This is a genomic window from Acinetobacter sp. FB (assembly GCF_056033405.1).
The window spans coordinates 2,775,694-2,791,449 of record NZ_CM148502.1; the positions used below are offsets into that span (position 1 = coordinate 2,775,694).

Annotated in this window: 10 protein-coding genes, 2 tRNA genes, 3 rRNA genes and 1 pseudogene; 3 read left to right on the forward strand and 13 right to left on the reverse strand. The window is 41.1% G+C overall.

The features are described 5' to 3' along the window. Window positions 1–58 precede the first annotated feature (58 nt). From hisD to AC0JIQ_RS13250, 13 genes and pseudogenes are all read right to left on the reverse strand, one after another. Complete coding sequence (gene hisD / locus AC0JIQ_RS13190; protein WP_474201924.1) at window positions 59–1,348, reverse strand: histidinol dehydrogenase; 1,290 nt, start codon at window positions 1,346–1,348, stop codon at window positions 59–61. Between the two features lie 131 nt (window positions 1,349–1,479). Next, entirely contained in the window at window positions 1,480–2,142 is a 663-nt protein-coding gene (locus AC0JIQ_RS13195) for a DUF4272 domain-containing protein (RefSeq protein ID WP_474201925.1), read from the reverse strand. A 138-nt stretch (window positions 2,143–2,280) separates the two neighbouring features. Next, a complete protein-coding gene (gene hisG, locus AC0JIQ_RS13200) occupies window positions 2,281–2,970 on the reverse strand; it encodes an ATP phosphoribosyltransferase (RefSeq protein WP_004663840.1) in 690 nt (229 codons plus the stop codon). Further along, a complete protein-coding gene (gene murA, locus AC0JIQ_RS13205) occupies window positions 2,967–4,226 on the reverse strand; it encodes a UDP-N-acetylglucosamine 1-carboxyvinyltransferase (RefSeq protein ID WP_005158797.1) in 1,260 nt (419 codons plus the stop codon). The genes hisG and murA overlap by 4 nt, the downstream gene beginning before the upstream one ends. Window positions 4,227–4,232: 6 nt before the next feature. Next, window positions 4,233–4,484, reverse strand: coding sequence for a BolA family iron metabolism protein IbaG (gene ibaG / locus AC0JIQ_RS13210; protein WP_004663844.1), 252 nt, complete (start codon window positions 4,482–4,484; stop codon window positions 4,233–4,235). A gap of 135 nt (window positions 4,485–4,619) precedes the next feature. Further along, entirely contained in the window at window positions 4,620–4,961 is a 342-nt protein-coding gene (gene hpf / locus AC0JIQ_RS13215; RefSeq protein ID WP_004663846.1) for a ribosome hibernation-promoting factor, HPF/YfiA family, read from the reverse strand. A gap of 167 nt (window positions 4,962–5,128) precedes the next feature. Further along, window positions 5,129–6,577 (reverse strand): RNA polymerase factor sigma-54, encoded by a 1,449-nt coding sequence (locus tag AC0JIQ_RS13220; protein ID WP_474201926.1) that lies wholly within the window; start codon window positions 6,575–6,577, stop codon window positions 5,129–5,131. A 191-nt stretch (window positions 6,578–6,768) separates the two neighbouring features. Further along, window positions 6,769–7,107 (reverse strand): annotated as a pseudogene (locus tag AC0JIQ_RS13225) (hypothetical protein). A gap of 128 nt (window positions 7,108–7,235) precedes the next feature. Beyond that, window positions 7,236–7,350: ribosomal RNA gene (gene rrf / locus AC0JIQ_RS13230) — 5S ribosomal RNA — on the reverse strand. A gap of 159 nt (window positions 7,351–7,509) precedes the next feature. Next, window positions 7,510–10,400: ribosomal RNA gene (locus AC0JIQ_RS13235) — 23S ribosomal RNA — on the reverse strand. Between the two features lie 359 nt (window positions 10,401–10,759). Further along, window positions 10,760–10,835 (reverse strand) — tRNA-Ala (locus AC0JIQ_RS13240). 55 nt (window positions 10,836–10,890) lie between these two features. Continuing rightward, window positions 10,891–10,967 (reverse strand) — tRNA-Ile (locus tag AC0JIQ_RS13245). 59 nt (window positions 10,968–11,026) lie between these two features. After that, a 16S ribosomal RNA gene (locus AC0JIQ_RS13250) occupies window positions 11,027–12,563 on the reverse strand. The 16S, 23S and 5S rRNA genes sit together here with 2 tRNA genes alongside, the layout of an rRNA operon. 562 nt (window positions 12,564–13,125) lie before the next feature. On the opposite strand from AC0JIQ_RS13250, the gene AC0JIQ_RS13255 reads away from it, so the two are divergent. The 3 genes from AC0JIQ_RS13255 to gigB all read left to right on the forward strand — a co-directional run bounded on the left by AC0JIQ_RS13255 (window position 13,126) and on the right by gigB (window position 15,734). Next, a complete protein-coding gene (locus AC0JIQ_RS13255; protein WP_474201927.1) occupies window positions 13,126–14,010 on the forward strand; it encodes an MlaA family lipoprotein in 885 nt (294 codons plus the stop codon). A gap of 131 nt (window positions 14,011–14,141) precedes the next feature. Further along, entirely contained in the window at window positions 14,142–15,110 is a 969-nt protein-coding gene (gene gigA / locus AC0JIQ_RS13260) for an RsbU family protein phosphatase GigA (RefSeq protein WP_034601930.1), read from the forward strand. A gap of 102 nt (window positions 15,111–15,212) precedes the next feature. Beyond that, window positions 15,213–15,734 (forward strand): anti-anti-sigma factor GigB, encoded by a 522-nt coding sequence (gigB, locus tag AC0JIQ_RS13265; protein WP_004664261.1) that lies wholly within the window; start codon window positions 15,213–15,215, stop codon window positions 15,732–15,734. Window positions 15,735–15,756: the final 22 nt, after the last annotated feature.

Genomic DNA, 15,756 nt, shown 5'->3' on the forward strand with positions numbered 1-15,756 from the left:
ACTCTCATATATCTCAAAAAAGGGGCTTCTATCAGCCCCTATCTATTCTTCGAATCGGTTATTGATAGCGATAGCGTGCCGAGCGTGCATGGGCATCAAGATTTTCTTCAACTGCCAACACATCTGCTGTTTTAGCCAAAGTTTTAACGCCCTCTTGCGAGCACATAATTAAACTTGAACGCTTTTGGAAATCATAAACGCCGAGCGGTGAAGAAAAACGCGCTGTACCCGAAGTCGGTAAAACATGATTTGGGCCTGCACAATAATCACCGATCGCTTCAGGCGTATAACGCCCCATAAAGATCGCACCTGCATGACGAATCTCTTGGCTCATTAATTCAGCATCATCAAGACATAATTCTAAATGCTCTGGAGCAACCTGATTAATCAGTTTAATCGCTTCCGAACGATCCTTTACCAGTACCAACGCACCACGATTTTGAATCGAAGTTCGAGCAATTTCTGCTTTTGGCAATTCACTTAAATGCTTTTCAATGGCTGTTTCGACAGCATTTAAAAGTGCTTCATCTGACGTAATAAAAATGGCTTGTGCAACCGTATCATGCTCAGCTTGAGACAATACATCCATAGCCAACCATTCAGCATTATTTTCCCCTTCGGCATACACCAAAATTTCCGAAGGTCCCGCGATCATATCAATACCCACCTGACCAAAGACTGCACGTTTTGCTGCTGCTACAAAACGGTTCCCCGGTCCTGTAATTTTATCGACAGCTGGAATGGTTTGCGTTCCATAAGCTAACGCGGCGACGGCTTGAGCACCACCAATAGTAAATACACGGCTTACCCCTGCTAAATATGCAGCTGCTAAAACCAATGGATTCAATTCACCATTCGGCGCTGGAACCACCATGATAATTTCAGGAACCCCTGCTACATGTGCTGGTAAAGCATTCATAAGTACAGATGATGGATAAGATGCTAATCCACCAGGAACATAAATCCCGACGCGATCAAGTGGTGTGACTTTCTGACCTAAGGTATTACCCAGATCATCAACATAAGTCCAACCTTCCTGCTTTTGTGCCTGATGAAAAGAACGAATACGTTTTGCAGCCAATTCTAAGGCTTCACGAATTTCTATGCTTAAGCCTTCAAATGCAGTTTTAAGTTGAGCTTGGGTCAGTTCCAAATCCGAGAATTGATGCGCTGGATGTCGATCGAACTGTTGTGTTAATTTAAGTACATGATCATCACCATACTGACGAACATCAGCAATGATTTGGTCTACAGTTTGTACTAATTGAGGATCATTCACAGTTTCAAATGCTAAAAGTTCAGCAAATGCCTGTTTAAAATTTTGATCCTGAGTCGATAAACGTCGCATCAATTTACCCACAAGGCGAATAAGAGAAGGCTAAGTTTACTCTTTTTCAACACGCTTGTGGGCAAGATAACATAAGCATTTCCACCTGCTTTAATAGGAAAAATCATTTTTAGGTTTAAATATTTTAAATTTTATGTATTTAAGTCTGGATTATCCCAATCTCCATCATGCTGTATTAGCCAATTCAAAGCACCATGACGTTCCACAACAACTGAAGCATTTAAATTTTCAGGCGCATCTTGTTGTTTTAAACGAGCATCTACGCATGCCCAATCATAACGATAGGTCAAATCTGCCTGATCTAAAATTTCATCCAGATTTCTTAACTCAACTTGCTGCATAAATTCATCAAATGAGCGACAAGCAGAAACTACCTGAACTGCAAAATCACAATCTGCTATTTCATTTGGATAATTGAGTTCTTTCACAATTCCGAGTGCCCAAAGTAAAACCCAATAAGCTTCATATTTCCAAATCATATTCACGACATCTTGTTGAGAAACCTCTTGATTTAAAATATTTCGTTCTTTACGGGTTAGCTCATCAAATACTTCAAATTTATTTAGTAAATCAACGATAAAGTCTTTAGCTTCTTGATCAAATTGCTGATTGTTTAAATCACATGCCACTTGGATAATGATCAAACACGCAATTGCTCGTTTGGCGATACTTTCAACTGAACGGGCTATAACTTCATCAGCCGATTCAATATGCGGCAACCATTCGATGTAAGGAATCGATTGTGCTTGTAATTTCAAAATAGATTCTTGTTTACGTTGCAAGGGCGTTTTCATTCTTATCTCTAATCACAAAACGATAAACCCTTTTAGCACACAGCCAAATTTGAAAGTAAGACATTCTTTCCCTTAATCAGAAAATTAAGCGATAAAAAAACCGTTCAAAAGAACGGTTTTTTGAATCATCATGCAAAATCATACTGAACGTGATTTCACAGCTTCTTCAAGTTGCGTCAAAATTGGATTTAACACGGCTTGTTTACGTTTAAAGCTCGCTTTATTGACAATTAAACGAGAAGAAACTTTACAAATTTCTTCTAATGGCTCTAAACCATTGGCACGTAAAGTATTACCTGTATCAACCACATCGACGATGTAATCACCCAACCCAACCAGAGGTGCAAGCTCCATAGATCCGTAAAGTTTGATCACATCAACTTGCTCGCCTAAACTTGCATAGTATTGACGCGTAAGATTCACGTATTTAGTTGCAATTTTTAAACGGCCTTTCGGACGTTCCATTCCAACTTTACCAGCAGTCATCAATTTACAATTTGCAATTTTTAGATCAAGTAACTCATAAACATGTTGGGCGCCGTGTTCCATCAGCACATCTTTACCCGCTACACCAAAATCTGCTGCACCGTTCTCAACATACGTCGGTACATCAGAAGCACGAAGAATCAGAATACGTACTTTTTTATGTGTGGTTGGGAAAATTAATTTACGTGATTTATCAGGATCTTCTAATAAATTAATACCCGCATTTTCAAGTAAAGGTAATGTCTCTTTTAGGATACGTCCTTTACTGAGTGCTAAGGTTAAACCATGATCAAAATTACCCATTACATCAAAATTTGGATCATCGTTTCTTAAGTCATTCATCCTTTTACTCGCTTAATCTGAGCACCTAAACTTTGTAACTTTTCTTCAACTTGTTCATAGCCACGATCGATATGATAAATACGATCAACTAAGGTTTCCCCTTCTGCGACTAATGCAGCGAGAACAAGAGAAAATGATGCACGTAAATCAGTCGCCATTACAGGAGCAGCTTGCAATTTATCTACGCCAGTTACGACTGCATCATGCCCTTCCACTTGAATATTTGCGCCCATACGTGACAATTCAGGAACATGCATAAAACGATTTTCAAAAATTGTTTCTGAAATCGTTGCAAAACCACGACCAATCACATTGACCGCCATAAGCTGTGCTTGCATATCAGTTGGAAATTCGGGATGAGGTAAAGTTCTAAAGCTCACAGCTTTAGGACGTTTACCTTGCATATCTAGTTCAATCCAATTATCACCACGGGTCACTTCTGCACCCATTTCTTCAAACTTATCCAATACTGCTTCTAACAATGCTGGATCCGTATGCGTGGTTTTAACTCGACCACCTGTAATTGCAGCGGCAGCTAAATATGAACCAGTTTCAATTCGATCCGCAACAACCGCATATTCACAGCCATGTAAACTTTCAACGCCTGTTACAACTAATGTATCTGTGTCTAGACCTTCAATCTTGGCACCCATTTTAATGAGCATTTGTGCAAGATCAGTAATTTCAGGTTCACGAGCAGCATTACGAATCGTCGTCACACCATCAGCCAATACAGCAGCCATCAAGATATTTTCAGTGCCACCAACAGTGACCATATCAAAAATAACTTCGCCACCTTTTAAGCGACCATCAACAGAAGCATGAACATAACCATTTTCAACTTCAATCTGCGCACCTAAAGCTTCCAATGCTTTCAAATGCTGATCAACAGGACGTGAACCAATCGCACAACCACCAGGTAATGAAACTTTAGCATTTCCATAGCGAGCCAATAGTGGACCAAGTACCAAAATTGATGCACGCATAGTTTTCACAAGTTCATAAGGTGCAAACTGATTATCTAATGTTGACGCATCCGCACGAACCGTATCCCCTTCATAGCTCATTGTAACGCCTAAGCCAGCAATCAGCTTCACTAAGGTGTTCACATCTTTTAAATGAGGTACATTGGTTAAAGTAATCGGAGAATCTGCAAGAATCATTGCAGCAAGTAAAGGCAGAGCAGCATTTTTAGCACCAGAAATACGTACTTCGCCCTCGAGCTTAACACCGCCCGTAATTAAAAATTTATCCATTAATATTTAAGCTCCGAAAAGGCTTGCTTTGCGCCATTCGTCTTTTGTCATTGCGCGAATCGTAACTGCGTGCACTTCACCACTTGCGATATAAGAGTTTAATGGTGCATATACGGCTTGTTGACGAGTAATCGTACGTTTGCCATCAAACTGATCATCAACAATTCGAAGGTCGAATTTCCCAGCTTGGCCACTCACTGCTACTTCTGCTTCAGGGAAAGCTTCTTTTAAAATTTGCGTGAGCTGCTCACTATTCATTACTAGACCTCTTATACAACCATGGCGTCAAACCATACATTTTACTATAACTTTTTCAGATAATTCAGTAAGCCGTTTCTTTTTTTATCGATAAAAAAAAGAGGCTATTTGCAAAGCCTCTTTTGATAAAAAAACTTAAGTTAAAATTGCCAGCTCATGTTGATAAGAACACTGTATTTTTCTATGTTTTGCAAGCTGTCTTTTTAGTTTTTCTGTTAATTTGTTAATCGAAGTATACATATCATCTGCTGTCGCCTGCGCAAACAGTTCAATCCCCGGTAAGCGAATAATCGCCTCAGCAATATGATTAGAGCTCCCTTTATGAGAACGTTTATCAATTTGATGATCTTTAGCCAATTTAATTTGCATACTATTCACTTGATCTAGATGCTTAGTCATTTGACTAAATTTCATTTTTATATTTTCTTCAATAGCAGGCGTAATGGTTAAATGGTGTCCACGAATCGTTATTTGCATAATTCTATCCCTCACCTTTTTCTAAGGATACAAAGAATCGCCCAAGCAAATTTAATGCATATTAAGATTCAACATTCATTAAATCATTTTAGCGATTCCTTTAGTGACTATTAAAAAGATTCATTATTCCGTAATAATGAATCCCTAGAATAGTCACACCTTGAAATTTAGATCAAGACTTTTCTTTCTGAAGATGATGGAATATGTAACGATTCACGATATTTTGCGACTGTACGTCGAGCTACTTCAATCCCCTCATCTTTCAACATTTCCGCAATTGCATTATCAGACAAAGGCTTACGCGGATTTTCATTCGAAACCAATTTCTTAATCATTGCCCGAATCGCAGTTGAAGATGCTTCACCACCTGTCGTTGTTCCAACATGACTTGAAAAAAAGTATTTCAATTCAAATAAACCACGTGGTGTAAGCATATATTTATTAGTTGTTACACGTGAAACAGTGGATTCATGTAACTCAACTTCCTCTGCAACATCACGGAGAACTAAAGGCTTCATCGCCTCAGGTCCTTGTTCAAGAAAAGCTCGCTGATGTTCCACAATACAAGTTGAAACTTTAAGTAATGTTTTATGTCGTTCATCTATACTTTTAATAAAATTTTTCGCCTCAAGCATTTGATTACGTAAATAAATATTATCATCACTCTGATCAGCACGACGAATCATATTTGAATAAAAAGAATTAATCCTTAATTTAGGCATAACATCAGGATTAAGCTGCACTTGCCAATGCTGATCTTTCTTGGAAACCACAACATCAGGAACTTGATATTCAGATTCTTGTTGGCTAAATTCTAAACCTGGATATGGTTTTAATGTTTTTAATAAATCAACAGCACCTTTCAACTGCTCTTTAGACAAACCCGTTTGTTTCAATAATTTATTTAAATCATTTGCTATTAATAATTCATAATACTTCAGTAAACACTTTGCTTCAGCTAAGTATGGTTTTTTTTGATCTATGCCTTCTAATTGGATCTTTAAACATTCTGCTAAATTTCGAGAACCAACTCCAATTGGATCTAAACGTTGAATATGTTTTAAAACAACAATAACTTCATCTTCTTCAACCTCATCAGCACTCTCCATTTCCTGTAATAGCCGAGTAACTGCAAGCAAAATATCATCTAATTCAGCATCTAAAAACCCTTTATCATCTAAAGAATCAACGATGCAATAAGCAATTAATTTATCTACTGTTGAAAAATGTAATAAATTTACTTGCTCTAAGATATGTTCTTTTAAACTCAATTGAACTTGACGATTATCCTCTCGTTCCTCATATTCTGGCGACGCCAATGCAGTTGATTGATGTGTATAAATATCATCCCATTCGGTATCAACAGGCAAATCATTTGGTAAATGGTCTGCATTAAGTTCAGTTGTTAAATCTCCTGACTCACTGATCTCTGAAGTAGATAAACTTTCTGTTGTATTATTTTCTTCAATTTTTTCCAGTAACGGATTACTATCTAATTGAGTTTGTATTTCTTGCTCCAATTCCAAGCTAGAAAGTTGTAGTAAACGAATTGCCTGCTGTAATTGAGGGGTTAACGATAAACTATTCGCAACTTTCAACCCTACAGATAATTTCATACCAAGACTTCCCTTTTAAATAAGCAAAAAACATGCCCATAAAAATATTTATAACATAAAGCAATGTTTACGCCTATAAGCAAAGCTCTTTTCTATTGATTAATCTGCTCAAAAATAGCAAAGATGCAAAATATTTATTGTAATAGGCGGTTGTATCCCTCTCATTTAACAAACATGCAAACAGCATAGAATTATTTTATGTTTTGCTGCTTAAGGCATTCAAGCATTTCTTCAAGCACGTTCTTTCCCATCGTTCTTCGCACAAGCTCATTTAAATCCCCTGCTAGAAAGCTAGACCAAGTCGTACTCGTTGAACCAGAAGAATGAGCATAACGACCAGAAGCAGACCACACCTTTTGATCTGATGTAATAAAAGCTACCTATAGCTCACCGTCAGGATCATCCAATATCCATTCACGAACAACTTTAGGTTCTTGATTTTGTTTCTCTGTATTTTTTTTAATGCTATTCAATATTAAGAAACACAAATAGATAGAAGCAATAGCAGATAAAAGTGTATAAAAAATCATGCTAACCCATCTTTATTAATTATTCGACATATTGCTAAGAGAATAACACAACTCTTATGAAAGAATATTTCCTTTCCCCTGAGTAAAAAACACCCCCACTCTTTCGAATGGGGGTGTTTGAATTTAAAAGCTGGCGATGACTTACTCTCACATGGCAAACGCCACACTACCATCAGCGCTAAGAGGTTTCACTTCTGAGTTCGGGAAGGGATCAGGTGGTTCACTCTTGCTATTGTCGCCAGCAAACTGTTTTGGCTTTCGGTGGTCTTACGTTTTTTGCCACTTATTACCGAAAGAGTTATTAACGGATTAGATTATTGGGTCTGTATTGTAACTAGTTTTCACACTAAATCAAGTTATGTATTGAATTTATCTTGAATACAACAACTGTTTGGGTGTTGTATAGTCAAGCCTCACGAGCAATTAGTATTGGTCAGCTTCACACGTCACCGTGCTTCCACACCCAACCTATCAACGTCCTAGTCTCGAACGGCTCTTTAGAGGAATAAATTCCTAGGGAAATCTTATCTTGAGGTAGGCTTCCCGCTTAGATGCTTTCAGCGGTTATCCCTTCCGAACATAGCTACCCGGCGATGCGACTGGCGTCACAACCGGTACACCAGAGGTTCGTCCACTCTGGTCCTCTCGTACTAGGAGCAGATCCTCTCAAATTTCCAGCGCCCACGGTAGATAGGGACCGAACTGTCTCACGACGTTCTAAACCCAGCTCGCGTACCTCTTTAAATGGCGAACAGCCATACCCTTGGGACCTGCTTCAGCCCCAGGATGAGATGAGCCGACATCGAGGTGCCAAACACCGCCGTCGATATGAACTCTTGGGCGGTATCAGCCTGTTATCCCCAGAGTACCTTTTATCCGTTGAGCGATGGCCCTTCCATACAGAACCACCGGATCACTAAGACCTACTTTCGTACCTGCTCGACTTGTGGGTCTCGCAGTTAAGCGCGCTTTTGCCTTTATACTCTACGCGTGATTTCCGACCACGCTGAGCGCACCTTCGTACTCCTCCGTTACTCTTTAGGAGGAGACCGCCCCAGTCAAACTACCCACCAGACATGGTCCTCGCCCCGGATTACGGGGCAGAGTTAGAACCTCAACATTACCAGGGTGGTATTTCAAGGACGGCTCCATTGGAACTAGCGTTCCAACTTCAAAGCCTCCCACCTATCCTACACAAGTAAGGTCAAAGTTCAATGTCAAGCTGCAGTAAAGGTTCACGGGGTCTTTCCGTCTAGCCGCGGGTACACTGCATCTTCACAGCGATTTCGATTTCACTGAGCCTCTGCTGGAGACAGCGCCGCCATCATTATGCCATTCGTGCAGGTCGGAACTTACCCGACAAGGAATTTCGCTACCTTAGGACCGTTATAGTTACGGCCGCCGTTTACTGGGGCTTCGATCAAGAGCTTCGCTTACGCTAACCCCATCAATTAACCTTCCAGCACCGGGCAGGCATCACACCCTATACGTCCACTTTCGTGTTTGCAGAGTGCTATGTTTTTAATAAACAGTTGCAGCGGCCTGGTTTCTGTGGCTGCCAATAGCTCAGGGAGCAAGTCCCATCACCGTCAGCAGCGTACCTTCTCCCGAAGTTACGGTACCATTTTGCCTAGTTCCTTCAGCAGAGTTCTCTCAAGCGCTTTGGTCTACTCGACCTGACCACCTGTGTCGGTTTCGGGTACGATTCCTGTGTAACTGAAGCTTAGAGACTTTTCCTGGAAGCATGGTATCAGCCACTTCACTGTACAAGTACAGCTTGCTATCAGTTCTCAGCATAGAGTACCCCGGATTTGCCTAAGATACATGCCTACAACCTTCCACCTGGACAACCAACGCCAGGCTGACTTAACCTTCTCCGTCCTCTCATCGCATTACACAGAAGTATTGGAATATTAACCAATTTCCCATCGACTACGCCTCTCGGCCTCGCCTTAGGGGTCGACTCACCCAGCCCCGATTAACGTTGGACTGGAACCCTTGGTCTTTCAGCGAACGGGTTTTTCACCCGTTTTGTCGTTACTCACGTCAGCATTCGCACTTCTGATACCTCCAGCATACTTCTCAATACACCTTCATCGGCTTACAGAACGCTCCCCTACCACTTGACTAATGTCAAATCCGCAGCTTCGGCACATAGTTTTAGCCCCGTTACATCTTCCGCGCAGGCCGACTCGACTAGTGAGCTATTACGCTTTCTTTAAAGGGTGGCTGCTTCTAAGCCAACCTCCTAGCTGTCTATGCCTTCCCACATCGTTTCCCACTTAACTATGATTTTGGGGCCTTAGCTGGCGGTCTGGATTGTTTTCCTCTTGACTACGGACGTTAGCACCCGCAGTCTGTCTCCCGGATAGTACTCATTGGTATTCGGAGTTTGCATCGGTTTGGTAAGTCGGGATGACCCCCTAGCCGAAACAGTGCTCTACCCCCAATGGTATTCGTCCGAGGCGCTACCTAAATAGCTTTCGGGGAGAACCAGCTATCACCAGGCTTGATTAGCCTTTCACCCCTATCCACAAGTCATCCCCTGGCTTTTCAACGACAGTGGGTTCGGTCCTCCAGTTAGTGTTACCCAACCTTCAACCTGCTCATGGATAGATCGCCTGGTTTCGGGTCTATACCCAGCAACTAAACGCCCTATTAAGACTCGATTTCTCTACGGCTCCCCTATACGGTTAACCTCGCTACTGAATATAAGTCGCTGACCCATTATACAAAAGGTACGCAGTCACCGAACAAGTCGGCTCCCACTGCTTGTATGCATGCGGTTTCAGGATCTATTTCACTCCCCTCACAGGGGTTCTTTTCGCCTTTCCCTCACGGTACTGGTTCACTATCGGTCAGTCAGGAGTATTTAGCCTTGGAGGATGGTCCCCCCATATTCAGACAAGGTTTCACGTGCCTCGCCCTACTCGTCATCATTGTGTGTGCCCTTTCGTGTACGGGAATATCACCCTCTACGTTCGCACTTCCCAGAGCGTTCCACTAGAACACACACAACTTAATGGGCTGCTCCCCGTTCGCTCGCCGCTACTAAGGGAATCTCAATTGATTTCTTTTCCTAAGGGTACTGAGATGTTTCACTTCCCCTCGTTCGCTTCATAAGCCTATGTATTCAGCTTATGATACCCGCCTTATAGCGGGTGGGTTCCCCCATTCAGAAATCTCCGGATCAAAGGATATTTGCCGCCTCCCCGGAGCTTATCGCAGGCTATTACGTCTTTCATCGCCTCTGACTGCCAAGGCATCCACCACATGCACTTAATTACTTGACTATACAACCCCAAACAGTCGTTAACACATACAAGTGAGTGTTAGCGTTGCAAACTTAATTGCTACTATTCGTTGTCTGTGAACTTAATCACCATACAGCTTCAATCTAAATTCATATACCAAAACGCTTGATTCAGTGTTTTTGCTAGTTCTCATTTTGTTCTTTCGAACAAATGAGTGAACAATTTATTTCAGACTCAATTTTCTAATCTGTTAATGATTAACTACCACCTCGTCGGTGAGCAGTAAACTGTGATAAATCACAGAGATTAATAAACCAGTCAACTTGGACTGTATTCACTAAACTCTATAATCTTCTTAGCTTTGAATTAAGTTCGTTTTTACAAACTCTTTTAATTCATGGTGGAGACTAGGAGAGTCGAACTCCTGACCTCCTGCGTGCAAAGCAGGCGCTCTACCAACTAAGCTAAGTCCCCAGCTTATCACTTAATGAACGACATATCTTTCAATCTAAGCTACTACAATCAGATTTGGTGGGTCTGACAAGACTTGAACTTGTGACCCCACGCTTATCAAGCGTGTGCTCTAACCAACTGAGCTACAGACCCTCAGATACATCTTCGAAGAACAACTTGTTGTGGATTCTTACCAGTCACCAATCTTTCGTTAAGGAGGTGATCCAGCCGCAGGTTCCCCTACGGCTACCTTGTTACGACTTCACCCCAGTCATCGGCCACACCGTGGTAAGCGTCCTCCTTGCGGTTAGACTACCTACTTCTGGTGCAACAAACTCCCATGGTGTGACGGGCGGTGTGTACAAGGCCCGGGAACGTATTCACCGCGGCATTCTGATCCGCGATTACTAGCGATTCCGACTTCATGGAGTCGAGTTGCAGACTCCAATCCGGACTACGATCGGCTTTTTGAGATTAGCATCCTATCGCTAGGTAGCAACCCTTTGTACCGACCATTGTAGCACGTGTGTAGCCCTGGCCGTAAGGGCCATGATGACTTGACGTCGTCCCCGCCTTCCTCCAGTTTGTCACTGGCAGTATCCTTAAAGTTCCCATCCGAAATGCTGGCAAGTAAGGAAAAGGGTTGCGCTCGTTGCGGGACTTAACCCAACATCTCACGACACGAGCTGACGACAGCCATGCAGCACCTGTATCTAGATTCCCGAAGGCACCAATCCATCTCTGGAAAGTTTCTAGTATGTCAAGGCCAGGTAAGGTTCTTCGCGTTGCATCGAATTAAACCACATGCTCCACCGCTTGTGCGGGCCCCCGTCAATTCATTTGAGTTTTAGTCTTGCGACCGTACTCCCCAGGCGGTCTACTTATCGCGTTAGCTGCGCCACTAAAGCCTCAAAGGCCCCAACGGCTAGTAGACATCGTTTACGGCATGGACTACCAGGGTATCTAATCCTGTTTGCTCCCCATGCTTTCGTACCTCAGCGTCAGTATTAGGCCAGATGGCTGCCTTCGCCATCGGTATTCCTCCAGATCTCTACGCATTTCACCGCTACACCTGGAATTCTACCATCCTCTCCCATACTCTAGCTTCCCAGTATCGAATGCAATTCCCAAGTTAAGCTCGGGGATTTCACATCCGACTTAAAAAGCCGCCTACGCACGCTTTACGCCCAGTAAATCCGATTAACGCTCGCACCCTCTGTATTACCGCGGCTGCTGGCACAGAGTTAGCCGGTGCTTATTCTGCGAGTAACGTCCACTATCCAGTAGTATTAGTACTAGTAGCCTCCTCCTCGCTTAAAGTGCTTTACAACCAAAAGGCCTTCTTCACACACGCGGCATGGCTGGATCAGGCTTCCGCCCATTGTCCAATATTCCCCACTGCTGCCTCCCGTAGGAGTCTGGGCCGTGTCTCAGTCCCAGTGTGGCGGATCATCCTCTCAGACCCGCTACAGATCGTCGCCTTGGTAGGCCTTTACCCCACCAACTAGCTAATCCGACTTAGGCTCATCATTTAGCGCAAGGTCCGAAGATCCCCTGCTTTCTCCCGTAGGACGTATGCGGTATTAGCATTCCTTTCGGAATGTTGTCCCCCACTAAATGGCAGATTCCTAAGCATTACTCACCCGTCCGCCGCTAAGATAAGGTGCAAGCACCTCATCTCCGCTCGACTTGCATGTGTTAAGCCTGCCGCCAGCGTTCAATCTGAGCCATGATCAAACTCTTCAGTTTAAAATCATTAGTAGCTTATGGCTACAAATCTTGGCTCATCAATTTTCTGACTAAAAATTCGCTCAAATAAACTTCGAGAAATTTCTACCATTCAATCAATGAAATATTTTCGATCGATCAACCAGTAAAAATCCACACAAGTTGTTCTTCTATTCTCTTAATGATCTTCTTGATGATTCGTCATCATCAAGCTAGGTCGGCTATGTTACTCTAATTTATCTTAAAGTCAACAGGTAATTTAGATATTTTTAAAACCTATCAATCAATCCAAGAACCCAACCAATCTAGCCAAATCCTTGTTTCTCAACAAGTTTTTATCTGCATCACCGCCGATGGATGTGCATTCTACAGCATTCCTAAACCAATACAACCCCCTTTCTTAATCTTTTTATTTAAGTGAACATTTTTAAACCAAAATCACAATTTTTCTTATATTTTTCGACCGAATTTGTTTTAATAATAAGAGAACAACTAAACTGTATACCTTATATCTATGTTTTGCGTCATGCAGCGCAATCATTCTAATGACTGTATTTCGCTCTAATGGCGACGAAGGACTTATATGCATTACTCAAATTACATCTTGCTTGGGCTGTTAACTGCTGGGGCATGCTCACCTGTATTAGCACAAGAAGTTCAAAACAAGCCATCTATTCACACAAGCTCTGTGGCAAATACTAACAATCAACAATCGACATCGACGATTCAAGCCATAAAAGATTTAAAACATATCACTAGAAATGATTTAAAGGTCAATGCAAACGCTGCCCAACCTGATGCTGTAAAAGATCCTTTACAACCATTAAATAGACAGATCTTTGCTTTAAATGATGCTTTGGATCGTAATTTATTAAAACCTGTTGCAATACAATATGTGGCAAAAGTTCCAGAAGAAGTCCGTACTCCTTATCGCCAATTTAGGAAAAATCTAGGTGAACCTTGGAATGCAGTCAACCAATTAATCCAAGGACGACCAACTCGCGCTGCCAAGACATTAGGTCGTTTCACGATTAATACGCTTACAACACTAGGTTTTGCTGATCCTGCTCGTCGTTTAGGCCTAACCACTGAAGAGGAAAGTTTTGGCGTCACTTTAGGTTACTACGGTGTACCATCAGGTCCTTACGTGATGCTGCCATTTTTTGGTCCAAGCACATTCCGTGACGGTTTTGGTTTAGCAACAGATAGTTTTGGTCGCCCACAAAAATATTTATTAGATGATCAAGAAGGTATTTATTGGTCTAGTAATTTATTACAAGCAATTGATGCTCGCTCACAAATTTTGGATATTGAAGAAAGCTTAAAAGGTGATAAATATTCAATGATCCGTGATTTTTACTTACAACGTAAAGCCTTCCAAATTGCTGAAAAGCATGGAGATTCGGCAGATGTTTCATTTGTAAGTGACGAAGATGATAATAACGATCAATCAGGTGATGACAAGTAATCTCTGAGGAATTTTAAATGATAGACTTATGCATTAATTTAAAGTTTTAGCAATACTATGTTTTTCATCATATTTCATCTATGATGAATTAAAAAATGATCATACAAATACAAAAGGTCGGCTACTTATCTATGTATTTTATTCAACCCACACGCTCAATATCTTATTTAGACCAAGCACTAAATGAGTTACCGAGTTTACAAATCATTCATATTGATGATTTAGATTTGTATGATCAAACTATAATTGCTATTGCCGATGTACAAGATTTTTTAAAATACCAATGGAAATTACCTACAATTGTTCTTGCTTTTGAACATGAAGGAACTGCATTAGCTCAAGCATGGGAAATGGGTGCGTTGGCAGGATGGATCTGGAGTGAATTACCCAAAAATCCTGTTCATTCATTGTTTAAAATTGATGCTCAATATAAACGTAATCAAGATAGTAGAGATTTACCTTCCGCCGCAGAACTACAAAAAAGATTATTACCAAACCCGATCGAATTACCAAACTATCAATTTGAATCATTTTTTCAGCCTTCAGCTTACCTGTCAGGAGATTGGTATGATTACTGGAGATTAAATGATGATGAAGTCTTGTTTTATTTAGCAGATGTTTCAGGGCATGGGGTAACAAGTAGTTTACTCACATCTTGGATGGCGGCATTTCATGGTCGATCAAAGACACCTAGTCAATTGATTCAAAAACTAAATGCAATGTTAGTACAAGAAAATATTGAAAAGCATATTACTATGGTGGCGGGAATATTAAACTTAGCAACTCATGAAGTATGTTGGTCAAGTGCTGGGCACTACCCTCCTCCAATTATTTTTGAGCCCAACCAACCACCACAAATCCTTACAACAAGTAGCTTTCCATTAGGCCTTACTGAAGAGCTAGAAGTTGAAGAACATTGTTGTACTCTGAGCCGTAATGCTCGATTTATATTATGTTCTGATGGTGCACTTGAACCATTTGATGGCGGTTTGAATGATCAATTTAATCAATTGGTCGAACATCTTCAGCATGACGCTTTCAAAGCACCAGATCATGTTGCTGACGATATTGCCATACTAAGCATATGTCGAATGAATTAACTCTAAAATCAATATTTTAATTAGATCACAGCATCCAACCACTTGTGTCTAGAATATCACTATGGGATAATTTTATATCCTTTCTCTGAAAATGGCATTTATATGTCAACAGGTCATGTTGAATATGCAAGTTTGAACGGAACGCATATTTTCAAGCTTATTGGCGAAGTGCGCGCTCACTCTTGTATAAGTTTAGACAAGTTACTCAACAAAATTGAACAGCAACAGAATGTTGTCGGTGCAATTGTTGATTTAACTGAAACTACATTTATTGACAGCACAGTCTTGGGTGTACTTGCAAAACTAGGTCTTAAGCTTAAACAAGTTCATCATATTCAAGCTGTTATGCTCTCGACAAATCCAGATATTACAACTTTAGCCAACAGTATGGGGCTAGGTCAGGTATTTGTGATTTTAAATTATTGCGGCGATCCAAACGTATGCACTTTAGAATTAACTGAAGAACACGTTACACATAGTGCAATGCTCAACACTGTGTTAGATGCGCATAAAACACTAATGCGTTTAAATGAAAACAACCAAAATATGTTTGAGCCACTTGTAAAGCAATTGCAAAAAGAACAAGAGTGTTTATCTCTTGATTCACAAAAACAAAATGCATAATTGCTGAAAACTAAATTGTGAT

Excerpts from the sequence above, each read along its gene's own strand:
- hisD (WP_474201924.1), bottom strand. The coding sequence starts at position 1,348 with ATGCGACGTTTATCGACTCAGGATCAAAATTTTAAACAGGCATTTGCT.
- AC0JIQ_RS13195 (WP_474201925.1), bottom strand. The coding sequence starts at position 2,142 with ATGAAAACGCCCTTGCAACGTAAACAAGAATCTATTTTGAAATTACAA.
- hisG (WP_004663840.1), bottom strand. The coding sequence starts at position 2,970 with ATGAATGACTTAAGAAACGATGATCCAAATTTTGATGTAATGGGTAAT.
- murA (WP_005158797.1), bottom strand. The coding sequence starts at position 4,226 with ATGGATAAATTTTTAATTACGGGCGGTGTTAAGCTCGAGGGCGAAGTA.
- ibaG (WP_004663844.1), bottom strand. The coding sequence starts at position 4,484 with ATGAATAGTGAGCAGCTCACGCAAATTTTAAAAGAAGCTTTCCCTGAA.
- hpf (WP_004663846.1), bottom strand. The coding sequence starts at position 4,961 with ATGCAAATAACGATTCGTGGACACCATTTAACCATTACGCCTGCTATT.
- AC0JIQ_RS13220 (WP_474201926.1), bottom strand. The coding sequence starts at position 6,577 with ATGAAATTATCTGTAGGGTTGAAAGTTGCGAATAGTTTATCGTTAACC.
- AC0JIQ_RS13255 (WP_474201927.1), top strand. The coding sequence starts at position 13,126 with ATGCATTACTCAAATTACATCTTGCTTGGGCTGTTAACTGCTGGGGCA.
- gigA (WP_034601930.1), top strand. The coding sequence starts at position 14,142 with ATGTATTTTATTCAACCCACACGCTCAATATCTTATTTAGACCAAGCA.
- gigB (WP_004664261.1), top strand. The coding sequence starts at position 15,213 with ATGTCAACAGGTCATGTTGAATATGCAAGTTTGAACGGAACGCATATT.